The organism is Stenotrophomonas sp. 99219_Sma (genome assembly GCF_056480785.1).
The window spans coordinates 884,267-902,945 of the sequence record NZ_CM151117.1 but is presented as its reverse complement, the minus strand read 5'-3'; the positions used below and the strand labels follow the sequence as shown (position 1 = coordinate 902,945).

At 66.5% G+C, this 18,679-nt stretch carries 16 protein-coding genes; 7 read left to right on the top strand and 9 right to left on the bottom strand.

Annotated elements, in window-relative coordinates; translation table 11 throughout:
* Window positions 1-81 precede the first annotated feature (81 nt).
* The 3 genes from ACZK13_RS04125 (at window position 82) to lpxH (ending at window position 2,561) form a co-directional block, all read left to right on the top strand.
* Window positions 82-1,227: a glycosyltransferase family 4 protein gene (locus ACZK13_RS04125; protein ID WP_032129074.1), complete on the top strand. Its 1,146-nt coding sequence runs from the start codon at window positions 82-84 to the stop codon at window positions 1,225-1,227.
* Window positions 1,208-1,747, top strand: a complete 540-nt coding sequence (locus ACZK13_RS04120; RefSeq protein WP_180838314.1) for a phosphatase PAP2 family protein — start codon at window positions 1,208-1,210, stop codon at window positions 1,745-1,747. Before ACZK13_RS04125 ends, ACZK13_RS04120 begins: the two co-directional genes overlap by 20 nt.
* Window positions 1,748-1,814: 67 nt before the next feature.
* On the top strand, window positions 1,815-2,561 hold the full coding sequence (gene lpxH / locus ACZK13_RS04115; protein WP_253143531.1) for a UDP-2,3-diacylglucosamine diphosphatase: 747 nt from the start codon (window positions 1,815-1,817) through the stop codon (window positions 2,559-2,561).
* A gap of 87 nt (window positions 2,562-2,648) precedes the next feature.
* On the opposite strand, the gene ACZK13_RS04110 is transcribed toward lpxH, so the two are convergent.
* Window positions 2,649-3,902: a zinc-dependent metalloprotease gene (locus ACZK13_RS04110; RefSeq protein WP_478482280.1), complete on the bottom strand. Its 1,254-nt coding sequence runs from the start codon at window positions 3,900-3,902 to the stop codon at window positions 2,649-2,651.
* A 225-nt stretch (window positions 3,903-4,127) separates the two neighbouring features.
* On the opposite strand from ACZK13_RS04110, the gene ACZK13_RS04105 reads away from it, so the two are divergent.
* A complete protein-coding gene (locus ACZK13_RS04105; protein WP_182267321.1) occupies window positions 4,128-5,585 on the top strand; it encodes a DUF2235 domain-containing protein in 1,458 nt (485 codons plus the stop codon).
* A gap of 67 nt (window positions 5,586-5,652) precedes the next feature.
* On the opposite strand, the gene ACZK13_RS04100 is transcribed toward ACZK13_RS04105, so the two are convergent.
* From ACZK13_RS04100 to ACZK13_RS04075, 6 genes are all read right to left on the bottom strand, one after another.
* Window positions 5,653-6,477, bottom strand: a complete 825-nt coding sequence (locus ACZK13_RS04100; protein ID WP_071229161.1) for a ferritin-like domain-containing protein — start codon at window positions 6,475-6,477, stop codon at window positions 5,653-5,655.
* 9 nt (window positions 6,478-6,486) lie between these two features.
* Complete coding sequence (gene purF, locus ACZK13_RS04095; protein ID WP_032129068.1) at window positions 6,487-7,953, bottom strand: amidophosphoribosyltransferase; 1,467 nt, start codon at window positions 7,951-7,953, stop codon at window positions 6,487-6,489.
* 30 nt (window positions 7,954-7,983) lie between these two features.
* Entirely contained in the window at window positions 7,984-8,763 is a 780-nt protein-coding gene (locus ACZK13_RS04090; protein ID WP_049400926.1) for a CvpA family protein, read from the bottom strand.
* A 46-nt stretch (window positions 8,764-8,809) separates the two neighbouring features.
* Complete coding sequence (locus ACZK13_RS04085) at window positions 8,810-9,838, bottom strand: SPOR domain-containing protein (RefSeq protein ID WP_125895367.1); 1,029 nt, start codon at window positions 9,836-9,838, stop codon at window positions 8,810-8,812.
* A gap of 81 nt (window positions 9,839-9,919) precedes the next feature.
* Entirely contained in the window at window positions 9,920-11,191 is a 1,272-nt protein-coding gene (gene folC, locus ACZK13_RS04080) for a bifunctional tetrahydrofolate synthase/dihydrofolate synthase (protein ID WP_478482279.1), read from the bottom strand.
* Between the two features lie 41 nt (window positions 11,192-11,232).
* The gene (locus tag ACZK13_RS04075; RefSeq protein ID WP_010483945.1) at window positions 11,233-11,877 is read right to left on the bottom strand and encodes a histidine phosphatase family protein; all 645 of its coding nucleotides are present in this window, start codon (window positions 11,875-11,877) and stop codon (window positions 11,233-11,235) included.
* 225 nt (window positions 11,878-12,102) lie between these two features.
* On the opposite strand from ACZK13_RS04075, the gene ACZK13_RS04070 reads away from it, so the two are divergent.
* Complete coding sequence (locus ACZK13_RS04070; protein ID WP_478482278.1) at window positions 12,103-12,726, top strand: hypothetical protein; 624 nt, start codon at window positions 12,103-12,105, stop codon at window positions 12,724-12,726.
* A gap of 134 nt (window positions 12,727-12,860) precedes the next feature.
* Here the strand turns inward: ACZK13_RS04070 and ACZK13_RS04065 are convergent, their stop codons facing one another.
* The gene (locus tag ACZK13_RS04065) at window positions 12,861-15,023 is read right to left on the bottom strand and encodes a S46 family peptidase (protein ID WP_478482277.1); all 2,163 of its coding nucleotides are present in this window, start codon (window positions 15,021-15,023) and stop codon (window positions 12,861-12,863) included.
* Between the two features lie 321 nt (window positions 15,024-15,344).
* Between ACZK13_RS04065 and tdh the strand changes: the two genes are divergently transcribed.
* Window positions 15,345-16,367, top strand: coding sequence for an L-threonine 3-dehydrogenase (gene tdh / locus ACZK13_RS04060; protein WP_010483949.1), 1,023 nt, complete (start codon window positions 15,345-15,347; stop codon window positions 16,365-16,367).
* A 140-nt stretch (window positions 16,368-16,507) separates the two neighbouring features.
* Here tdh and ACZK13_RS04055 read toward each other — a convergent pair whose 3' ends face one another.
* The gene (locus ACZK13_RS04055) at window positions 16,508-17,203 is read right to left on the bottom strand and encodes a TorF family putative porin (protein ID WP_071229157.1); all 696 of its coding nucleotides are present in this window, start codon (window positions 17,201-17,203) and stop codon (window positions 16,508-16,510) included.
* Window positions 17,204-17,409: 206 nt separating this feature from the next.
* Here ACZK13_RS04055 and kbl point away from each other — a divergent pair, with 206 nt between their 5' ends.
* Window positions 17,410-18,618 (top strand): glycine C-acetyltransferase, encoded by a 1,209-nt coding sequence (gene kbl / locus ACZK13_RS04050; RefSeq protein WP_005408238.1) that lies wholly within the window; start codon window positions 17,410-17,412, stop codon window positions 18,616-18,618.
* Window positions 18,619-18,679: the final 61 nt, after the last annotated feature.

The following is an 18,679-nucleotide window of genomic DNA, read 5'->3' as shown; positions in this document are numbered from 1 at the left end:
CCACCGTCATCCCGTGGTCGCAAAGCGGTCATATCGGCTACATCGCCAGGCCCGAGCATGCCGGAAACCCGGAGGCCCGCCATGCGCTATGCCATCGTCACCGAGACCTACCCGCCGGAAGTGAACGGCGTTGCCCTCACCGTGCAGGGCCTGGAGCAGGGACTGCGCAATTCCGGCCATGACATCGACCTGATCCGGCCACGCCAGACCAGCGAAGCACTGGACTCGGCACCGGGCACGCTGCTGGTGCCGGGCGCCGCACTGCCGCGCTACCCCGGCCTGCGCTTCGGCCTGCCTGCACCGATCCGGCTCAACCGTCACTGGCAGCAGCAGCGTCCCGATGCGGTCTACATCGCCACCGAAGGCCCGCTGGGCTGGTCGGCGCTGCGCACCGCGCGCCGCCTTGGCATTCCGGTCGCCAGTGGTTTCCATACCCGCTTCGACGAGTACCTGCCCGACTACGGCGTGGCCTGGCTGCAGGCTGCCGCGATGCGCTGGATGCGCCGCTTCCACAACCAGGCCGATGCAACCCTGGTGCCCACCCGCGAGCTGCAGCAGTTCCTCGGTGAACAGGGCTTCGAACGCGTACGCCTGCTGGCACGGGCGGTCGACAGCCAGCAGTTCGATCCGGGCCGGCGCGATCCTGCGCTGCGCGAGGAATGGGGCGTGGACGGCAACGGCCTGGTCGCGATCCATGTCGGCCGCATCGCTGCGGAAAAAAACCTTGGCCTGGCAGTGAAAGCCTTCCGCCGCCTGCAGCAGATCCGGCCCAAAGCCCGCTTCGTCTGGGTGGGTGATGGTCCGGCCCGCGAAAAACTGGCACATGAAAACCCCGATTTCATTTTCTGCGGCATCCAGCGCGGCGAAGCCCTGGCACGGCATTTCGCCAGCGGTGACCTGTTCCTGTTCCCCAGCCGCAGCGAGACCTTTGGCAACGTGACCCTGGAAAGCATGGCCAGCGGCCTGGCCACCGTCGCTTTCGACTACGGTGCGGCCCGCGAATACCTGCGTGATGGCGAGAACGGTGCGGCCGTGGAAAACGATGAGCAGTTCATCGAGGCAGCGGTGCAGCTGGCCGCCGATGATGCACGGCGCCGCGAATTCGGCAGCAGCGCCGCGCGTGCGATGAAGCGCCTGCATCCACAGCAGGTGGTTGCCGAATTCGATGCCCTGCTGGCCGAGCTGGCCCAGTCGCGGAGGAGCGGCCATGCGCACCACGCCGCTTGAGCTGCTGGCCGGCCGCGAGGCGCGGCTCTGCCGCCGGGCCAACCACTACTGCCGGCGTCGCCGCGTGCGTCGCCTGTTCTCGGTCATCAGCCGGCTCGGCGATGGCGTGTTCTGGTACGTGCTGATGGGCGCGCTGGTGGCGGTGGACGGCTTCGACGGACTGCGTGCATCGGTGCACATGGCCGCCACCGGCCTGGCCGCCCTGCTGCTCTACAAGGGCCTCAAGCGCTGGACACGGCGCCCCCGCCCGTATGCGGCCGATCTGCGCATCCGTGCCTGGGTGGCGCCGCTGGACGAGTTCAGCTTCCCCTCCGGGCACACCCTGCACGCAGTGTCGTTCACCATCGTCGCGCTGGCCTACTACCCGTGGCTGGCGCCGCTGCTGGTGCCGTTCACCTTCGGCGTCGCGCTGTCGCGGGTGGTGCTGGGCCTGCACTACCCGTCCGATGTACTGGCCGCCACCGGCATTGCCATCCTGCTGGCATCGGCCAGCCTGGCTTGGTTGCCGCTGCCGGTGTAGCCCCCGGGGTCAGATCCCTTCGGTAGCGCCGGGCCATGCCCGGCGGTGGATGCCCTAGAATGCCTGCATGACCACGTTGTTCATTTCCGACCTGCACCTGGACCCCAGCCGTCCGGAGATCACCGACCTGTTCCTGCGCTTCCTGCGCGAGCAGGCGCCCGGCGCCGATGCGCTGTACATCCTCGGCGACCTGTTCGAAGCCTGGATCGGCGACGACACGCCCTCGCCTGCTGCCGATGCGGTGGCCGACGCGCTGAAGGTACTTTCCGACAGCGGCGTACCGGTGTACTTCATCCGCGGCAACCGCGACTTCCTGCTCGGCGAAGACTATGCGCGCCGTGCCGGCCTGCGCATCCTGCCCGACCCGTGCGTGATCGAGCTGTACGGCCGCCCGGTGCTGCTGCAGCACGGCGACCTGCTGTGCACGGACGACATCCCCTACCAGCAGTTCCGTGCACAGACGCGCGACCCGGTGTTCCAAGCGCAGTTCCTGTCGCAGCCGCTGGCCGCACGCATCGCCTTCGCGCAGAAGGCCCGGGAAACCAGCCAGGCCCGCCAGTCGGAAATGAAGCAGGATGATCGTGCGCAGTTCGAGTCGGTAACCGACGTGTCACCCGCCGAAGTCGATGCCACCTTCGTGCGCCATGGCGTGGACACCATGATCCACGGCCACACCCATCGCCCGGCGGTGCACACGCTGCAGGCCGGTGGCCGCGCCTGCAACCGCATCGTGCTGGGTGACTGGTACGAACAGGGATCGGTGCTGCGCGTGGATGCCGGCGGCTGGTCGCTGGATACGCTCGCGCGCGAATGATGGATCGCGGGGTGCCAACCAAGGTTGGCATCTACCAGGGCAGGTGAACGCACCCGGGTAGACGCCGGCCTCGGTCGGCGGTTGGCCTCAGCGGAAGGCCGCGATGGTGGCCTTGGTATTGACCAGCACGCGCTGGTTGTCGGCGGTGCTGGCATTGCCCATCGGGATGCCGTTGTAGTTGATGTTCGGGTTGGACCAGTAGTTCAGGCGCGGGCAGCCGGCCGAGCAGTCATAAGCCATGATCGTGCGCCAGCGCGAACCGGAGGACGGCTCGTAGCGATAGCCGTGCCCATAGGCATAGGGCGACGTGCTGGGATCACTGGCGATATCGTGCCGCGCACTCTGCAGGTGGCCGATCTCATGCGCGAAGGAGTAATAGCCGGTCGCGCAATCCCAGTACACCGCCGCGAACGCCGTCGGTGCCGTCGAACCGATGCCCGAGGCCAACCCGCAGTAGCTCGTGTTGTTGATCAGCAGCACGCCGACATCGGCCGCAGTGTTGTTGCGGCTGGTGTGGATGCTGTCCATGTAGCCGTCGCTGGTGTTGCGGAAGCGGGTCAGGTCGGTGGTGAAGTTGCCGGATTCGGTGTAGCTGGTGGTTTCATAGCCGGCCAGCTGCAGGGTGATGCCCACGTTGCTGTTGACGTAGCCCTGGTTGGATTCGGCCACCGCCAGCTGCACCAGCGACTGCATGTTGCCGCCATAGGCCGTTACCGCTGCATTGGTTGCCACCACCAGCACGCGGATGGTGGCCGGGGTACCGGACGAGGCCTGCGCGATGCCGATGCGGTCATTGTTGCCCATCGGGATTTTCGGCAGCTGGTTGTAGTCGGCCGGATGGTCGGCCGGCATCCGCGATTCATCCACTTCCACCAGTACATGCCGGTTGCCCAGTGGGCGCAGGCGATACAACTTGCCGTCCTTGCGGATCGAACCGGTGAGGGTGTTGCCCGAACGCACCAGGATCACTGAATTACCAGGATCATCCTGGCCATTCGAAGTGGCGGCAGTCAGCCGATCGGACGGCGAGCGCAACTGGCCGTACCAGATGCTGCCGCCATCGGGCAGGGCTTCCATCTTGCTGCGCACCGCCTGCACGCGCTGGCCAAGCAGTTCGAACTCCAGCTGCGGCTGCGCAGTGGCAGCAGCGTCGACACGCACTTCCTGTACCGTCGCGGTGGACGGGGTGGCCAGCAGCTTGCCCAGCGCGGGCTCGCTGTTTGCCGATGCGCGGCTGATGACCGTCACCGGCTCGAACAACGGTGCCGCATGCGCGGCCGCTGCCACCGACAAACCCAACACCAGGCCACCTGCCGCTTTGCCAATCGATCTGGACAACATTGCGTCGCTCCTTGAATGATGTGAACAGCGTTGATGCAGCACGCCCGGATCTACCGGGTCTGGCCATCTGGCCTGCGCGGGTCGTGTGAATTCAATAGAAGATGGGAATGAAAATCAGGAACTGTGATCGACCGCATCTGCGTTAAGTAAGGTCAAAAGCGTCACTACACTTCGCCAATACACCGCTTTCGCGCTACCGTGACGCAGCCACGACGGGGAATGCACATGGCACCATCGCAGGACACGGACGAAGATGTCGGCTTGCTGCGGATCGGCCTGTTCTTCGATGGCACCCGCAACAACGCACACAACCTGGCACGCGGTCGCCCACAGGTTCCGCAGCCACGCCCGGCGCAGCTGCGCGCGGATGATGATTCGACCTACCAGAGCCGGCTGACCAGCAGCTACGACAACGGCCTGACCAACATCGCGCGCCTGCAGCAGCTGTATCCGGACAGCCGCCGCGATGCGATGGCCGCGCCTTCGCTGTCGATCTATGTCGAGGGCGTGGGGACCCGCGATGATGCCGATGACGATCTGATCGGACTGGCCTTCGGCATCGGTGCCAGTGGCGTTCGCGCGAAAGTGCAGCGCGCGCTGCAGGTGCTGCTGCCGGCGGCACTGGCCGAGCTGTCCGCGCGCTGGCAGCGACCGCTGCGTGGCGTGCAGCTGGATCTGTTCGGCTATTCGCGCGGTGCTGCCGCGGCACGTGATATCGCAAACCAGCTGCAGGCCTGGGACAGCGCGCGCTGGCGCCAGCTGCTGCAGGGCGCCGGCCTGCCCTGCACTGCGGACTTCGCCGCCGTCACGCCGGTGCTGCGCTTCATCGGACTGTTCGACACCGTGGTTGCAGTCAATGGTGGCCGCGCCGATGAACACCCGCAGCTCGCCCTGCGCAGTGGCATCGCGGCACACGTCGTGCAACTGGCCGCGCGTGACGAGCATCGCCAACACTATCCATTGACCAGCGTCGCGCCAACGTTCACCGAGATCGCCCTGCCCGGCGTGCACGCCAACATCGGCGGTGGCTACAACCAGCTGGAAGAAGGGCCCAAGCTGCTCAGCCGTCCGCGCCGGCAGCAGCTGCGCCGCCCACCGGTTTCCGACTACCAGGTCCCTCCACTGGCGTTGCTGCAGGCCACCACGGCCTACGCCGAAACGCAGGCCGACGCCGAACGCTGGCGGCAGCAGCTGGGCGTGGGTGAAAAGGAGATCTGGGTGGATGTCTGGCACCAGTGGCAGCAGCAGCGTCGCGCCGGCAGCCGCAGCGTGCTGTTGTCGCCGGTGCTGTATGTGACCGCCGCGGTGGTGCTGCGTCGGCGCATCGACTGGCGTTACCAGCTGATCGCACTGCAGGTGATGCAGCAGCAGGCCATCGATGCTGGCGTGCAATGGACCGCCAATGCCGCTGGAGTTCCCGGCTGGGAGCTGCCGTCCGCCCTGCAGCCGATCGCACGCCGACTGGTGGCCGGACAGCCGCTGACGCAGACACAGGAGGCGCTGCTGCGACGGCGTTACCTGATGCAGTCGGCGCACTGGAACTTCGATGCACTGGGCGACACCGCACTGACCTACGCCGCCGATGCCGGCGTCAGCGAACTGCCGTACCGGCCGGGTCCCGGCCTGTTCTACATCAACCGGCCAACGGTGGATGGCAAGCGCGTGGTGTTGCCGAACGCATGAAAAAAGGGACGGAGGGGATTAAGTCGTTTGTGCCACAAACGACTTAATCCCCTCCGTCCCCCTTTCTTCAACCGGCCTGTTCAATCAGGTTGGCCAACTCATCCGCATCGAACCCGGCCAGCAGGCGCGCTTCGATGTTGAATGGCCCATGCAGGTAGCCGCCGGCGTACTCCACCAGCAGTTCCTTGAAGCGCGCACGCGGCTCGACAGCGGCGCGGTCGCAGTACCAGCGGTACCAGCGCGAACCGGCAGCGACGTGCGCCACTTCCTCGCGCAGGATCACTTCCAGCACATCGGCGGTTTCGCCATCGCCGACATTGCGCAGCTTCCCGATCATGCCGGGCGTTACGTCCAGGCCGCGCGCCTCCAGCACGCGTGGCACCAGTGCCATGCGTGCCAGGCCGTCATGGGCGGTCTTTTCGCACATTTCCCACAGGCCGTTGTGCGCTGGGAAATCGGCATAGTCGTGGCCATGCACCTGCAGGCGTTCGCGCAACAGCATGAAGTGCCGCGATTCGTCGTCGGCACAGCTGACCCAGTCGGCATGGAACGCCGGCGGCAGGCCACGGAAGCGGTATACCGCATCCCAGGCCAGGTCGATCGCGTTGAGTTCGATATGGGCGATGGCGTGGATGAAGGCGGCACGCCCTTCCACACCGCCCAGTCCGCGCCGCGGCACTTCACGCGGATGCACCAGCACCAGCTGCGCCGGCCGGCCGGGCATGCGGATCGGCTCCGGCGGCGGTGCATCGGCCGCCACCTTCAGGCGGCCAGCACGGAACGCGGCGGCATAGGCCTGGGTCAGCGCCACCTTGCGCAGCGGGTCGGCTTCGGCCAGGCACTGCTGCGCAGCGCGCAGCAGGTCGCCACCAACGTCGGGTACATCGACCACGCCTGGACCTCAGGCGCGGCGCTTGTGCTTGGCGTCGTCCGAACGCAGCTGCTGGATGCGCTCGAAGTAGCCCGGCTCGATACCCGTCGGGTAGTGGCCGTTGAAGCAGGACGAATCGAAGTTGCGCAGCGCCGGGTTGCCCTCGCTCACCGCCGCTTCCATGTCTTCCAGGTCCTGGTAGATCAGCCAGTCGCAGCCCAGGTGGGCCTCGATCTCTTCCACGGTGCGGTTGTGCGCGACCAGCTCTTCGGCCGCCGGCATGTCGATGCCGTAGATGTTCGGGTAGCGCACCGGCGGTGCCGCGCTGGCCAGGTACACCTTGCGCGCGCCCGCATCACGGGCCATCTGCACGATCTGCTGGCTGGTGGTGCCGCGCACGATCGAGTCGTCCACCAGCAGCACCACGCGGTTGCGGAACTCCAGGTGGATCGGGTTGAGCTTGCGGCGCACCGACTTCACGCGTTCGCCCTGGCCCGGCATGATGAAGGTGCGGCCGATGTAGCGGTTCTTGATGAAGCCTTCGCGGTACTTCACCCCGAGCACGTTGGAGATCTCCAGCGCGGCATCGCGCGAGGTATCCGGGATCGGGATGATGGTGTCGATGTCGTGGTCCGGGCGCAGGCGCAGGATCTTCTCGCCCAGCTTGATGCCCATGCGCATGCGCGCCTTGTGCACCGAGACGTTGTCGATCATCGAATCCGGGCGCGCGAAGTACACGTATTCGAAGATGCACGGGGTGTGCTCGGCCGGCTCGGCGCAGATTTCCGAGAACAGCTCGCCACGCGCGGTGATCACCAGCGCTTCGCCCGGCTGCACGTCGCGCACGCGCTGGAAGCCCAGCACGTCCAGCGCGGCCGACTCGGAGGCGACGATGTACTCGTCACCTTCGGCGTGGCTGCGCTTGCCCAGTACCAGCGGCCGGATGCCATGCGGATCGCGGAAGGCGACCAGGCCCAGGCCCAGCACCACGCTGACCACCGCATAGCCACCCTTGCAGCGGCGGTGCACGCCGGCCACCGCGCGGATCGCGGCTTCCGGGCTGAGCTGGCGCTGCTGCTCCAGTTCATAGGCGAACACGTTCAGCAGCACTTCGCTGTCCGAATCGGTGTTGACGTTGCGGCGGTCCTGTTCGAACACCTGCTGGCGCAGCGCTTCGGTGTTGATCAGGTTGCCGTTGTGGGCCAGCGCGATGCCGTACGGCGAATTGACGTAGAACGGCTGTGCCTCGTCCATGCCTTCCGAACCGGCGGTCGGGTAGCGCACATGGGCGATGCCGACGCTGCCTTCCAGGGTGGACATGGTGCGGGCATCGAACACATCGCGGACCAGGCCGGTGGCCTTCTGCACGCGCAGGCGGCTGCCGCTGGCGGTGGCGATGCCCGCCGCATCCTGGCCACGGTGCTGGAGAACGGTCAAGCCGTCATACAACTGCCCGGCGACGTTCTGGTTGCCGACGATTCCGACGATGCCACACATGGTGCGAGGTCTCCGCTGGGCTGTGCCCAGTTACAAGGAAGGTGGCCGTACCTGGCCGCGGTGGTCGCCGCGCGCGCGGTCGACGTTGGCCGGATCGCCCGGCTCGATACTGTCCGGCAGTGCAGGAGCGTCCGGGCGCACTTCGGCCGGATCGTAGGAATCGCCCTGTTCCGCTTTCGCAGGCCGCAGCCATCCGCTGCCTGCCACTACCTGGTTGAGGATGCCATTATCGCCTGCCGCGCCCGGCTTTCCCAACCCGGCGCCTGCGTTCTTGCCCAACTCCATCAATGCAGATGGGGACAGCGCGTCGGTCGGCAAGGCCTTGGGCAGCAGATCGGCCCCGGGAACCTCCCAGTGCGGCAGTTTGCTGTTCATCCAGGCCACGGTCGGGTTCAGCAACGGACGCACCGCCGAGCGCTGCCAGGAGGGTTCGGCGGTCAGCGGGGTGAAGCTGCCCAGCAGCAGCAGGACCGCGGCGATCAGGCCGCCTCGCACCGCGCCCAGCACCCCGCCCAGCAGGCGGTCCAGGCTGGTCAGCATGCTGCGGTGGACCAGGGCCTTGATGACCATGCCGATCACCGCGACCACGATCATCACGCCGATGCCGACCCCCAGGTAGCCACCGACGAAGTGCTCGCCTCCGGGGGCCGCCGGCGCGGCCCACCAGTGGGCCGCGTCATTACCGAAGGCGAAGGCCGCCCACGCGGCCAGCAGCCACGACAGGGTGCCGATGACGATTCCGACGAAGCCGCGCAGCATCCCCAGCAGGGTCGAGGCGGCGATCACGATCAGCAGCACCACGTCGATCATGGCGCCCCGCTCCTTCGGCGGCGCTGGCAACGGGGCTGCGCGTGGGTCATGGGTGCGGTCGGACCATGCCGGCCACGCCGACCTTGGCGGCGACCTGCGCCTTCAGCTGCTCGGCGTCAGCGCGGTTGGCCACCGGCCCGACGCGGACGCGATGCAGGGTTCCCTTGTCCGTGCGCACCTGCTCGACGAAAGCGCTGAAACCAGCGGCACGAACCTTGTCGCGCAGGGCATTGGCATCGTTGGCCTGACCGAACGCGCCCAGCTGCACGGCAAAGCCGACGCCGCTGGCAGCTGGTGCTGCCGGTGTGGTCGGCGCCGTCGCCGGCTTGCTGGCGGTGGCCTCCGGCTTCGGTTCGGGCTTCGGCGCCGGCTTCGGCGGTTCCGGCTTGGCGGCCGGTGGCGCGGTCGCCGTTGGCGTGCTCGGCGGCAGGCTTTCGCTGCGGACCGGGTTGCCGCTGGCCGAGGGCGCAACAGCTGCGGACGGGGTGCTGGCGCTCGGCGCAGCCGGTGCCGGGGCGGCCGCAACCGGAGTACTGCTGCCGGCCGCCGCGTCCAGGGTGATCACTTCGGCCTTCACATCCGCACGGATCTTCACCGCCTGCAGGCGGGCCGCTTCGGCCTGGGCACGGTCGGCGTAAGGTCCAACGCGCACGCGCCATGCCTGGCGGCCGTTGATGGTGGCCGTTTCGGCGAAGCCCGGCAGCTGCGAGCGCTTCAGGTAGGCGATCACCGCATCGGCGTCGGCCTTGCTGCCGTAGGCACCGAAGGTGACCGCATAGTTGCCGGCGGCGACTGCCGGCGAGGTGTCCACGGTCGGCGGCGTAGCCGGCGTGGCAGCCTCCTGCAGCGGCTTGGCCTGCCCGGTCTGCAGGCCGGTGGCACCACCGGCCGGGGCGACCAGCGGCAGCTCACGGGTTTCGAACTGGCCATCGGCCGGCGCATCCGGCGCGGCGATCGGCACATTGGCGACACCGCTGTCGGGTGCGGGTCCCTTGACCAGCATCGGCAGGAAAATCACGGCCAGTGCCACCAGCACGATGGCACCAATCAGACGCTGTTTCAGAGGCGTATCCACGTGAGGCAGGCAACTGTCCGGAGATTGCCGTCGATTATACGGGTGCCGGACCGGCCGGCGTCGGCGTTGGCTGAACGCGGATCAGGCGTCGCCCTGCAGCCACTGCAGGGCCGCGGCGGCGGTATGGAACGAGCCGAACACCAGCACCCGGTCGCCACGCCGGGCCTGGGCCAGCACCTGCACCAGGGCCTGTTCGACGCTGCCGGACAGCTGTGCGGTGGCGGCAGCGGTATCGGCCAGACGTGCCTGCAGCTGCGCCGCGCTCTGCCCGCGCGGGCCATCCAGGCTTGCCAGGGTCCACTCGCCCACTACGTCCTGCAGCGCCTGCACCACGCCCGCCGCGTCCTTGTCCTGCAACGCGGCGTACACCGCCAGGGTACGGCCAGGTACCGCCTCGGCCTTCAGCGCACGCGCCAGCTGGCCGGCAGCCTGCGGGTTGTGGCCGACGTCGACGCGGATCTGCACGCCATCGCGCTCGAACGCCTGCAGGCGGCCGGCGATGCGGGCGGCGGCCACGCCTTCGGCCCACGCCGCGCGCGGCACCGGCTTGTCCAGCGCACGCAGTGCAGCGATCGCGGCACCAGCATTGGCCAGCTGGATCGGCCCGGCCAGCGCAGGGGTCGGCAGCTCCAGGCGGGTACCGACATCGCGCCAGCGCCAGCGCTCGGCATCGATCGGTTCGTAGAAGTAGTCGCTGCCGCCGCGGATCGCGTTGGCACCGACCAGGTAGGCTCGCGCCAGCACGCTCGATGGCGGATCGGTCTCACCCAGGATCACCGGCTTCCAGCCGCGGATGATGCCGGCCTTCTCGGTGCCGATCGCTTCGCGGTCATCGCCCAGCCATTCGGCGTGATCGATGTCCACGGTGGTGATCACCGATACATCGGCGTCGACGATGTTGACCGCATCCAGGCGGCCACCCAGGCCCACTTCCAGCACGGCCAGATCCAGCCCGGCGTCGGCGAACAGCTGCAGCGCAGCGAGCGTGCCGTACTCGAAATAGGTCAGCGTGGTGTCGCCGCGCGCGGCTTCGACAGCATTGAACGCAGCAACCAGCGCCGCATCGTCGACATCCTGGCCATCGATGCGCACGCGCTCGTTGTAGCGCAGCAGGTGCGGCGACGTGTACGCGCCGACCTTCCAGCCGGCAGCACGCGCGATGGCCTCGATGAAGGCCACGGTGGAACCCTTGCCGTTGGTGCCACCGACCACGATGGTGCGCCCGGCCGGTGCACCCAGGCCCATCGCGGTGGCGACGGTGCGCACGCGCTCCAGTCCCATGTCGATAGTCGCCGGGTGCTGGCGTTCAATGTAATCCAGCCAATCGGCCAGGGTGGTCGGGGTGTTCGTCACGGCAGCGGTTCCAGCAGAAACAGGTGGTTCGATGGGATGGATCAGAGAGCGCGGTGCTTGGCTTCGCCGAAGAACGGCGTGTGGTGGGCGCAGTCGTTCAGGCGCACCACTTCCAGGCTGTCCAGGTCGGCGCCTTCGAGCAGGTTGAGCGTGGTCGGTGCCTGGCGGAAGGTCCACAGGCGGGAAATCGGCAGGCCCAGCACCTTGCACAGGATCACGCGGTTGACCGCATCGTGCGCAACCACCAGCAGCGTGTCGTGCTCGCCGAGGCCTTCGGTGGCACGGGCCAGGCCACGCCAGCTGCGTTCCAGCACCAGGCGCAGCGATTCGCCGCCGGGCATCAGCACGGTATCGGGCTCCTCGCGCCAGGCCTGCAGGCGCGACGGATCCTTTTCGTTGATCTCGCTGGCGAGGAGGCCTTCCCACTCACCGTGGGCGATTTCCTGCAGCTCCGGCTCGGTCAGCAGCATGTCGGCACGCGCGGCGCCAAGCGCCAGCTGTGCGGTGCGCTGGGCGCGCGACAGCGGCGAGGCGACGGCACGGGTGATGTCCACCGAAGCCAGGCGGGCACCCAGTGCCTGGGCCTGGGCTTCACCGATCGGCGAAAGCGGAATATCGATCTGGCCCTGGTAGCGGCCTTCGGCGTTCCACGGCGTTTCGCCGTGGCGGGCAAGCAGGATGCGCATGCGTGCAAGGGGTCCTGGGGGAGGAGGTTTCCGCGTTTCGTTCACATCCTGTGAAGTCCACGGAACAGGGATGATACCTGTTCGGCGCACCGGGCCGGTCAGCCAAGCGCACAGTGCGACCAACGAGGTCGAAACGGACAGCCACGTTCACTTCTCAATTTGCAACCAATCTGATGGTATTGCTGGCAACCGATGTCCATGCTCTGGGCTTTTGCGGGCCCATCCATGTCCAATCGCTCCTACCTGTGCTGCAGCCCCTTGCCGGGCATCTATCCCAGTTTTGCCGACGACTACGATTCCGACTTGCAGACGCTGGCAAATGATGTCTACTGCATACCGCTGCTATGGCCTGCGCTTTTCACGCCCGAGGATTTCCAACGGGCTGATTTCGAAGTCGATGGCGAAGTTGTGATCGGACAGGCACCTTCGGCACCCAAACAGAAAGTGCTCGAAACCCTTCGGCGCCGCCGCACAGGCGTCGTCCAGGCATTCAAGGGTATCGGTGATCTTGCTCCGTACGTGAACATGCTCGAGCGGGTGATTGAAGACGCACCGTATGAGTTCATTTCAATCGAAATGGACGAAATTGCCGCCCTGAACGATCCCGAGGAAGAGTTCTATGAAGCATTCACGCGCTTGTTGTCCGGATTGGATGCACCGGACGAAGACGTTTGCGAGCAGCTGATCGCGCTGGCTGCAATGGAACACAGCTGGCCTATCCCATCCGTCCGCCTGCATCTCGACAGCCTTGAGGGCTCGGAAGATGACTACTGGAATCACTGTCGGGTGCTCGGAGCTGGCAGCGATGTGTCGGGAATGGGGCGCCCGGTTCCCTGGGAAACCGCTTAAGGCTGCTGACAAAAACCCCGCGACAGACGTCGCGGGGTTTCAGGATTTGCAGTAGATCCACGCCATGCGTGGATACACCGCCCGGCAGTATCTGCAGGTGTTGCCGGCCAGCGGCCGGCACTACCTCAACCGGTTTATTTGGCCAGGTTCAGTTCCTTCAGCAGCTGCGGCGCCGGCGCCACTTCCTGCATGATCCACTGCATGTAGCGGCTGTCGACGGCGATCATGCGGGTCATCACCGGGTCGAACACCCAGTTGGAGCTGACCGATTCCCAGTTGCCATCGAAGGCCAGGCCGACCAGCTTGCCGTTGGCATCCAGCACCGGCGAACCGGAGTTGCCGCCGGTGATGTCCAGGTTGGACAGGAAGTTCACCGGCACCGAACCAATGCGCTTGTCTTCCAGGCCGCCGTAACGCTTGGCCTTGACCGCATCGAGCAGCGCCTTCGGCGAATCGAACGGATCTTCACCGGTTTCCTTCGCCGCCACGCCTTCCAGGGTGGTGAACGGGGTGTACTTCACGCCGTCCTTGCCATAGCCCATGACGTTGCCGAAGGTGATGCGCAGCGACAGGTTGGCATCCGGATAGACGAACTCGCCCTGGCTCTTCTTGTAGTCGGCCACGGCCTGCAGGTACAGCGGGCGGGCGGTCAGTGATTCGCCTTCGCGGATCTTCTTCTGCTCTTCCTGCTTCAGCAGTGCCGGCATGACGGCCACGGCGTACTGGATGGCCGGATCGCTGCTGGCTTCAAACGCGGCACGGTCGGCCTTGAACCACTTCAGGCGATTGTCCAGGCTGCCCAGCTCGGTGCCGCCCAGCTTGTTCACCAGCGACTTGACCGCAGCGGCATCGCTGCCGGCCAGCCACTTGTTCAGCACTTCGTTGTCGCGCTGCGCGGCCGGCAGGGCCACGTACTGGTCCAGCCAGTAGGTCTGCAGCTGCTGGTCCATCTTCGCCACGTAGCGACGGTCCATCTGCTTCAGGCCACCTTCGATGGTGGTCAGGTCGCGTTCCTGGTAACCGGCTTCGCGCTCGGCATCCGGCTTGCTGCGTTCGATCGACAGGCGGTACAGGGTGATCGCTGCGCCAACGGCCGAGGTGTTGTTGAACTGGCCGACGAACAGGTCGCGTTCGCGGGTCGACTTGCTGGTATCCAGATGCTTGAGCAGCTGCGCGTGGGCGGCCAGGGCCGGCTTGCCGGCAGCACCCTGCTTCTTCAGCCAGGCCAGCACGGCGGCTTCTTCAGCCTGCTTCTGGCCGGCGGCGTCGATGCGCTTGAAGCCTTCCAGCTGGCCCAGGTAGTTCTTGGCCACGTTGTTCATGCTGGCGGCGGTCGCTGCGTACTTCACCTTGACGTCGGCGTCGGCCTTGCCGGCGTCGGCGATCATTTTCAGCACTGCGTTGTAGTGCTTGGCGATGGTCGGGTAGGTGAAGCTGGCGGTTTCGTTGAACTCACCGGCCAGTGCATAGCGGTTGGTGCGGCCCGGGTAGCCGGCCACCATCACGAAGTCGTCTGCGCCCAGCGGCTGGTCGGCGAACTTCAGGAAGTGCTTGGGCTGGTACGGCACGTTGTCGGCGGCGAAGGCGGCCGGCTTGCCGTCCTTGCCCACATAGGCCCGGTAGAACGAGAAGTCGCCGGTGTGGCGCGGCCACATCCAGTTGTCGACGTCGCCGCCGAACTTGCCGACGCTGCCCGGGGGCGCGTAGACCAGGCGCACGTCCTTGATTTCCATGTTGCGGAACAGGCGGTAGGTGTTGCCGCCGGAGAAGCTGTACAGGCGGCAGCGGAAGCCGGCATCGGCTTCACAGGCGGCGACCTGGGCCTTGTCGAAGGCGTCCAGCGCGCGGCTGCGGGCCAGCGGATCGTTGCCGGCGCCAGCAATGGCGGCCTTGGCCTGGGCGGTGACGTCGGTGATCTGGTCGAGCACGAACACGCGGGCGTTCGGGCCGGCGCTCAGTTCGTCCTTCAGGGTCGGCGCGTTGAAGCCGTCCTTGATCAGGTTCTTCTGCGCGGTCGAATTCAGCTGGATGGCGCCATACGCGCAGTGGTGGTTGGTGACCACCAGGCCCTGCGGCGAGACGAAGCTGGCGGTGCAGCCGCCGAGGGCGACGACCGCGCCCATCGGGTCGCCGGTCAGGTTGGACAGTTGTTCCGGGGACAGCTTCAGGCCGGCCTTCTGCAGCGGACCGGCGATTTCCGGCAGCTGCTGCGGCACCCACATGCCTTCAGCGGCATGGGCGACCTGGGCCAGCCCGAGGCTGGCGACGATGGAGAATGCAAGCAGGTTCGAGCGCATGGAGCGGCCCCTGGTAGTGGAACCTTCGATTGTAGCCCGCCGCCCTGCCCCGGCCCGAACCCCGGAAGTCATGGGCCGGGCGCACCGATGCCCTTCGCCGGGCATGGCCCGGCGCTACCGCTTGCGCGCACCCTCCCCGGTAGCGCCGGGCCATGCCCGGCGAGCGCAGCGGCGCCGCTGTTTGCAGCACGTTCGAAACGCCCGCCAACACACGCCTTTCGTTCCGCCACTGCACCCGCAGCGCAACATGGGAAATCCGCGCGGCACCCTATAATCCGCGCTTTCCCCCTGATGAGTTCCACCCCGATGGCGCAGCAAACGATGAAGGCCCTGGTCAAGCGCGAAGCGGCCAAGGGCATCTGGCTGGAAGAAGTTCCGGTGCCGACCCCGGGCCCGAACGAGGTCCTGATCAAGCTGGAGAAGACCGCGATCTGCGGCACCGACCTGCACATCTACCTGTGGGACGAGTGGAGCCAGCGCACCATCAAGCCGGGCCTGACCATCGGCCACGAATTCGTCGGTCGCGTCGCCGCACTCGGCTCGGCCGTGACCGGCTACGAAATCGGCCAGCGCGTCTCGGCCGAAGGCCACATCGTCTGCGGCCACTGCCGCAACTGCCGTGGCGGCCGCCCGCACCTGTGCCCGAACACCGTCGGCATCGGCGTCAACGTCAACGGCGCCTTCGCCGAATACATGGTGATGCCGGCCAGCAACCTGTGGCCGATCCCGGACCAGATCCCGTCGGAGCTGGCTGCGTTCTTCGATCCGTACGGCAACGCCGCGCATTGCGCGCTGGAGTTCAACGTGATCGGTGAAGACGTGCTGATCACTGGCGCCGGCCCGATCGGCATCATCGCCGCCGGCATCTGCAAGCACATCGGTGCACGCAACGTGGTGGTGACCGACGTCAACGACTTCCGTCTGAAGCTGGCCGCCGACATGGGTGCCACCCGCGTGGTCAACGTGGCCAACCAGTCGCTGAAGGACGTGATGAAGGAGCTGCACATGGAGGGCTTCGACGTCGGCCTGGAAATGAGCGGCAACCCGCGCGCGTTCAACGACATGCTCGACTGCATGTACCACGGCGGCAAGATCGCCATGCTCGGCATCATGCCCAAGGGCGCCGGCTGCGACTGGGACAAGATCATCTTCAAGGGCCTGACCGTGCAGGGCATCTACGGCCGCAAGATGTACGAGACCTGGTACAAGATGACCCAGCTGGTGCTGTCCGGCTTCCCGCTCGGCAAGGTGATGACCCACCAGCTGCCGATCGACGACTTCCAGAAGGGCTTCGACCTGATGGAAGAAGGCAAGGCCGGCAAGGTTGTATTGAGCTGGAATTGACCCTTCGCCGCGCGCGATGGGTGGGTGCCGAGCTTGCTCGGCACACCTTGAAATTGAAAAAGGCGCCCGATGGGCGCCTTTTTCTTTGCCATCCCGATGTTGCCGGCCAGCGGCCGGCACTACCGGTAACGCCTGCGGCGTTACTTGCCGATGGCCACGCTCAGCATCACGCGGCTGTGGGCCAGCTTGCCGGAGTTGTCGCGGCCGTTGCCGTCGGTACCGTAGTAGCCCAGGCCGACCTTGGCCATTCCGAACTGGCGCTCAACGCCGACATTCCAGTCGGTGTAATCCTTGGCGATGCCGTCTTCAAACGTGCTGCGGCCGACATTGGCATTCAGGGTGAAATCCTTCGGCAGGCCCCAGCTGCCGCCCAGGCCGAAGTACCAGCCATCGGTGCTGCTGTTCCATACATCGTTGGTGTAGGCCACCGTCAGCTTGTAGGTGTCATCCAGCGTGGTGGTGGTGATCAGCTCGTTGTAGTTCTGGTGGCTGGACTTCAGGTAGGTGTAGCGGTTCAGCAGCACGTCGACGTTGACGCGCTCGGTGACGTCCACGCCGTAGCCGATCAGGTAGTCGACCTCGGTCTTCGGATCACCCGCACCGAAGTCCACGCCCGAACCCCAAACGCCGGCATACAGGCCAACCGGGCTGGTGTAGGTGAAACCGGCCTGCAGGGTCGGATCCTCGTCGGTCTGCGACACACCACGGAACAGGTAATCGGAAACAGCGGTGACGTTCCAGCTGTACGGCGATTCGTTTTCCTGGGCGCTGGCGGCGAACGGGGCGGCCAGGGTCAGGGCAGCGGCAATGGCGAGGCAGGCACGGGCGTGCTTCATGAGCGTCTCCGGTGGGGGCGGTGGCGTGGAAGGCGGGGAGCGGGCGTAGCGGCCGGAGCGGGACAGCTCCGGTTCACGAATTTTTAACCAGTTTGCTATTGCGATGCAACATGTGCCGGCCGTGGCGATGCCCCATCCGGGCCGGTCGGCAAGCGGCGATGCCCGGTAGAATCAGCGGTTTCCCCGTTCAGAGCCGTGCCCACGCCATGACCGACGCCTCCTCCGCCCTGACCCGCCACTACGCCGAGGAACTGGACGCCATCCGCGCCCAGGGCCTGTTCAAGTCCGAGCGGATCATCACCAGCCCGCAGTCGGCCGAGATCACCCTCGAGGACGGCCGCAAGGTGCTGAACTTCTGTGCCAACAACTACCTGGGCCTGGCCGACCATCCGGACCTGATCCAGGCCGCCAAGGATGCGCTGGATACCCACGGCTTCGGCATGGCCTCGGTGCGCTTCATCTGTGGTACCCAGGACCTGCACAAGCAGCTGGAGAAGCAGATCGCCGACTTCTTCGGCAAGCAGGACACCATCCTGTACGCGGCCTGCTTCGATGCCAACGGCGGCCTGTTCGAGCCGCTGCTCGGCGAGAACGACGCGATCATTTCCGATGCGCTGAACCACGCCTCGATCATTGACGGCGTGCGCCTGTGCAAAGCCAAGCGCTTCCGCTATGCCAACTGCGACATGGCCGACCTGGAAGCCCAGCTGCAGGCCGCCGACGCCGCCGGCTGCAAGACCAAGCTGATCACCACCGACGGCGTGTTCTCGATGGACGGCTTCATTGCGCCGCTGGACGAGATCACCGCGCTGGCGAAGAAGTACAACGCGCTGGTGCACATCGACGAATGCCACGCTACCGGCTTCCTCGGTGCCACCGGCCGCGGCTCGGCCGAAGTGAAGGGCGTGCTGGAAAAGATCGACATCATCACCGGCACCCTGGGCAAGGCCATGGGCGGTGCACTGGGCGGCTTCACCTGCGCCAGCGCCGAGGTGATCGAGCTGCTGCGCCAGCGTTCGCGCCCGTACCTGTTCTCCAACTCGCTGCCGCCGCATGTGGTGGCCGCCGGCATCAAAGCGTTCGAGATGCTGGCCGCCGCTGACGATCTGCGCGACACCCTGGTGGAAAACACCCGCTACTTCCGCGAAAAGATGGTCGCCGCCGGTTTCGACGTGAAGCCGGGCGTACACCCGATCAGCCCGGTGATGCTGTACGACGCACCGCTGGCGCAGAAGTTCGCCGAGCGCCTGCTGGAAGAAGGCATCTACGCGATCGGCTTCTTCTTCCCGGTGGTGCCCAAGGGCCAGGCCCGCATCCGCACCCAGATCAGCGCCGCGCACAGTCGCGAGCATCTGGACCGCGCGATCGATGCGTTCACCCGCATCGGTGTCGAGCTGGGCGTGATCAAGGGTTGATCCCCACCGGCCAAAGCGTGCCGACCAAGGTCGGCACCTACCGGGCGTGAGGGCGTGCCGA

Bases quoted from the DNA above. Each gene is read 5' to 3' on its own strand.
- purF (WP_032129068.1), bottom strand. From the start codon at position 7,953: ATGTGTGGCATCGTCGGAATCGTCGGCAACCAGAACGTCGCCGGGCAG.
- ACZK13_RS04065 (WP_478482277.1), bottom strand. From the start codon at position 15,023: ATGCGCTCGAACCTGCTTGCATTCTCCATCGTCGCCAGCCTCGGGCTG.
- lpxH (WP_253143531.1), top strand. From the start codon at position 1,815: ATGACCACGTTGTTCATTTCCGACCTGCACCTGGACCCCAGCCGTCCG.
- ACZK13_RS04110 (WP_478482280.1), bottom strand. From the start codon at position 3,902: ATGTTGTCCAGATCGATTGGCAAAGCGGCAGGTGGCCTGGTGTTGGGT.
- ACZK13_RS04120 (WP_180838314.1), top strand. From the start codon at position 1,208: ATGCGCACCACGCCGCTTGAGCTGCTGGCCGGCCGCGAGGCGCGGCTC.
- kbl (WP_005408238.1), top strand. From the start codon at position 17,410: ATGACCGACGCCTCCTCCGCCCTGACCCGCCACTACGCCGAGGAACTG.
- ACZK13_RS04075 (WP_010483945.1), bottom strand. From the start codon at position 11,877: ATGCGCATCCTGCTTGCCCGCCACGGCGAAACGCCGTGGAACGCCGAA.
- ACZK13_RS04070 (WP_478482278.1), top strand. From the start codon at position 12,103: ATGTCCAATCGCTCCTACCTGTGCTGCAGCCCCTTGCCGGGCATCTAT.
- ACZK13_RS04055 (WP_071229157.1), bottom strand. From the start codon at position 17,203: ATGAAGCACGCCCGTGCCTGCCTCGCCATTGCCGCTGCCCTGACCCTG.
- tdh (WP_010483949.1), top strand. From the start codon at position 15,345: ATGAAGGCCCTGGTCAAGCGCGAAGCGGCCAAGGGCATCTGGCTGGAA.
- ACZK13_RS04125 (WP_032129074.1), top strand. From the start codon at position 82: ATGCGCTATGCCATCGTCACCGAGACCTACCCGCCGGAAGTGAACGGC.
- ACZK13_RS04105 (WP_182267321.1), top strand. From the start codon at position 4,128: ATGGCACCATCGCAGGACACGGACGAAGATGTCGGCTTGCTGCGGATC.
- ACZK13_RS04090 (WP_049400926.1), bottom strand. From the start codon at position 8,763: ATGATCGACGTGGTGCTGCTGATCGTGATCGCCGCCTCGACCCTGCTG.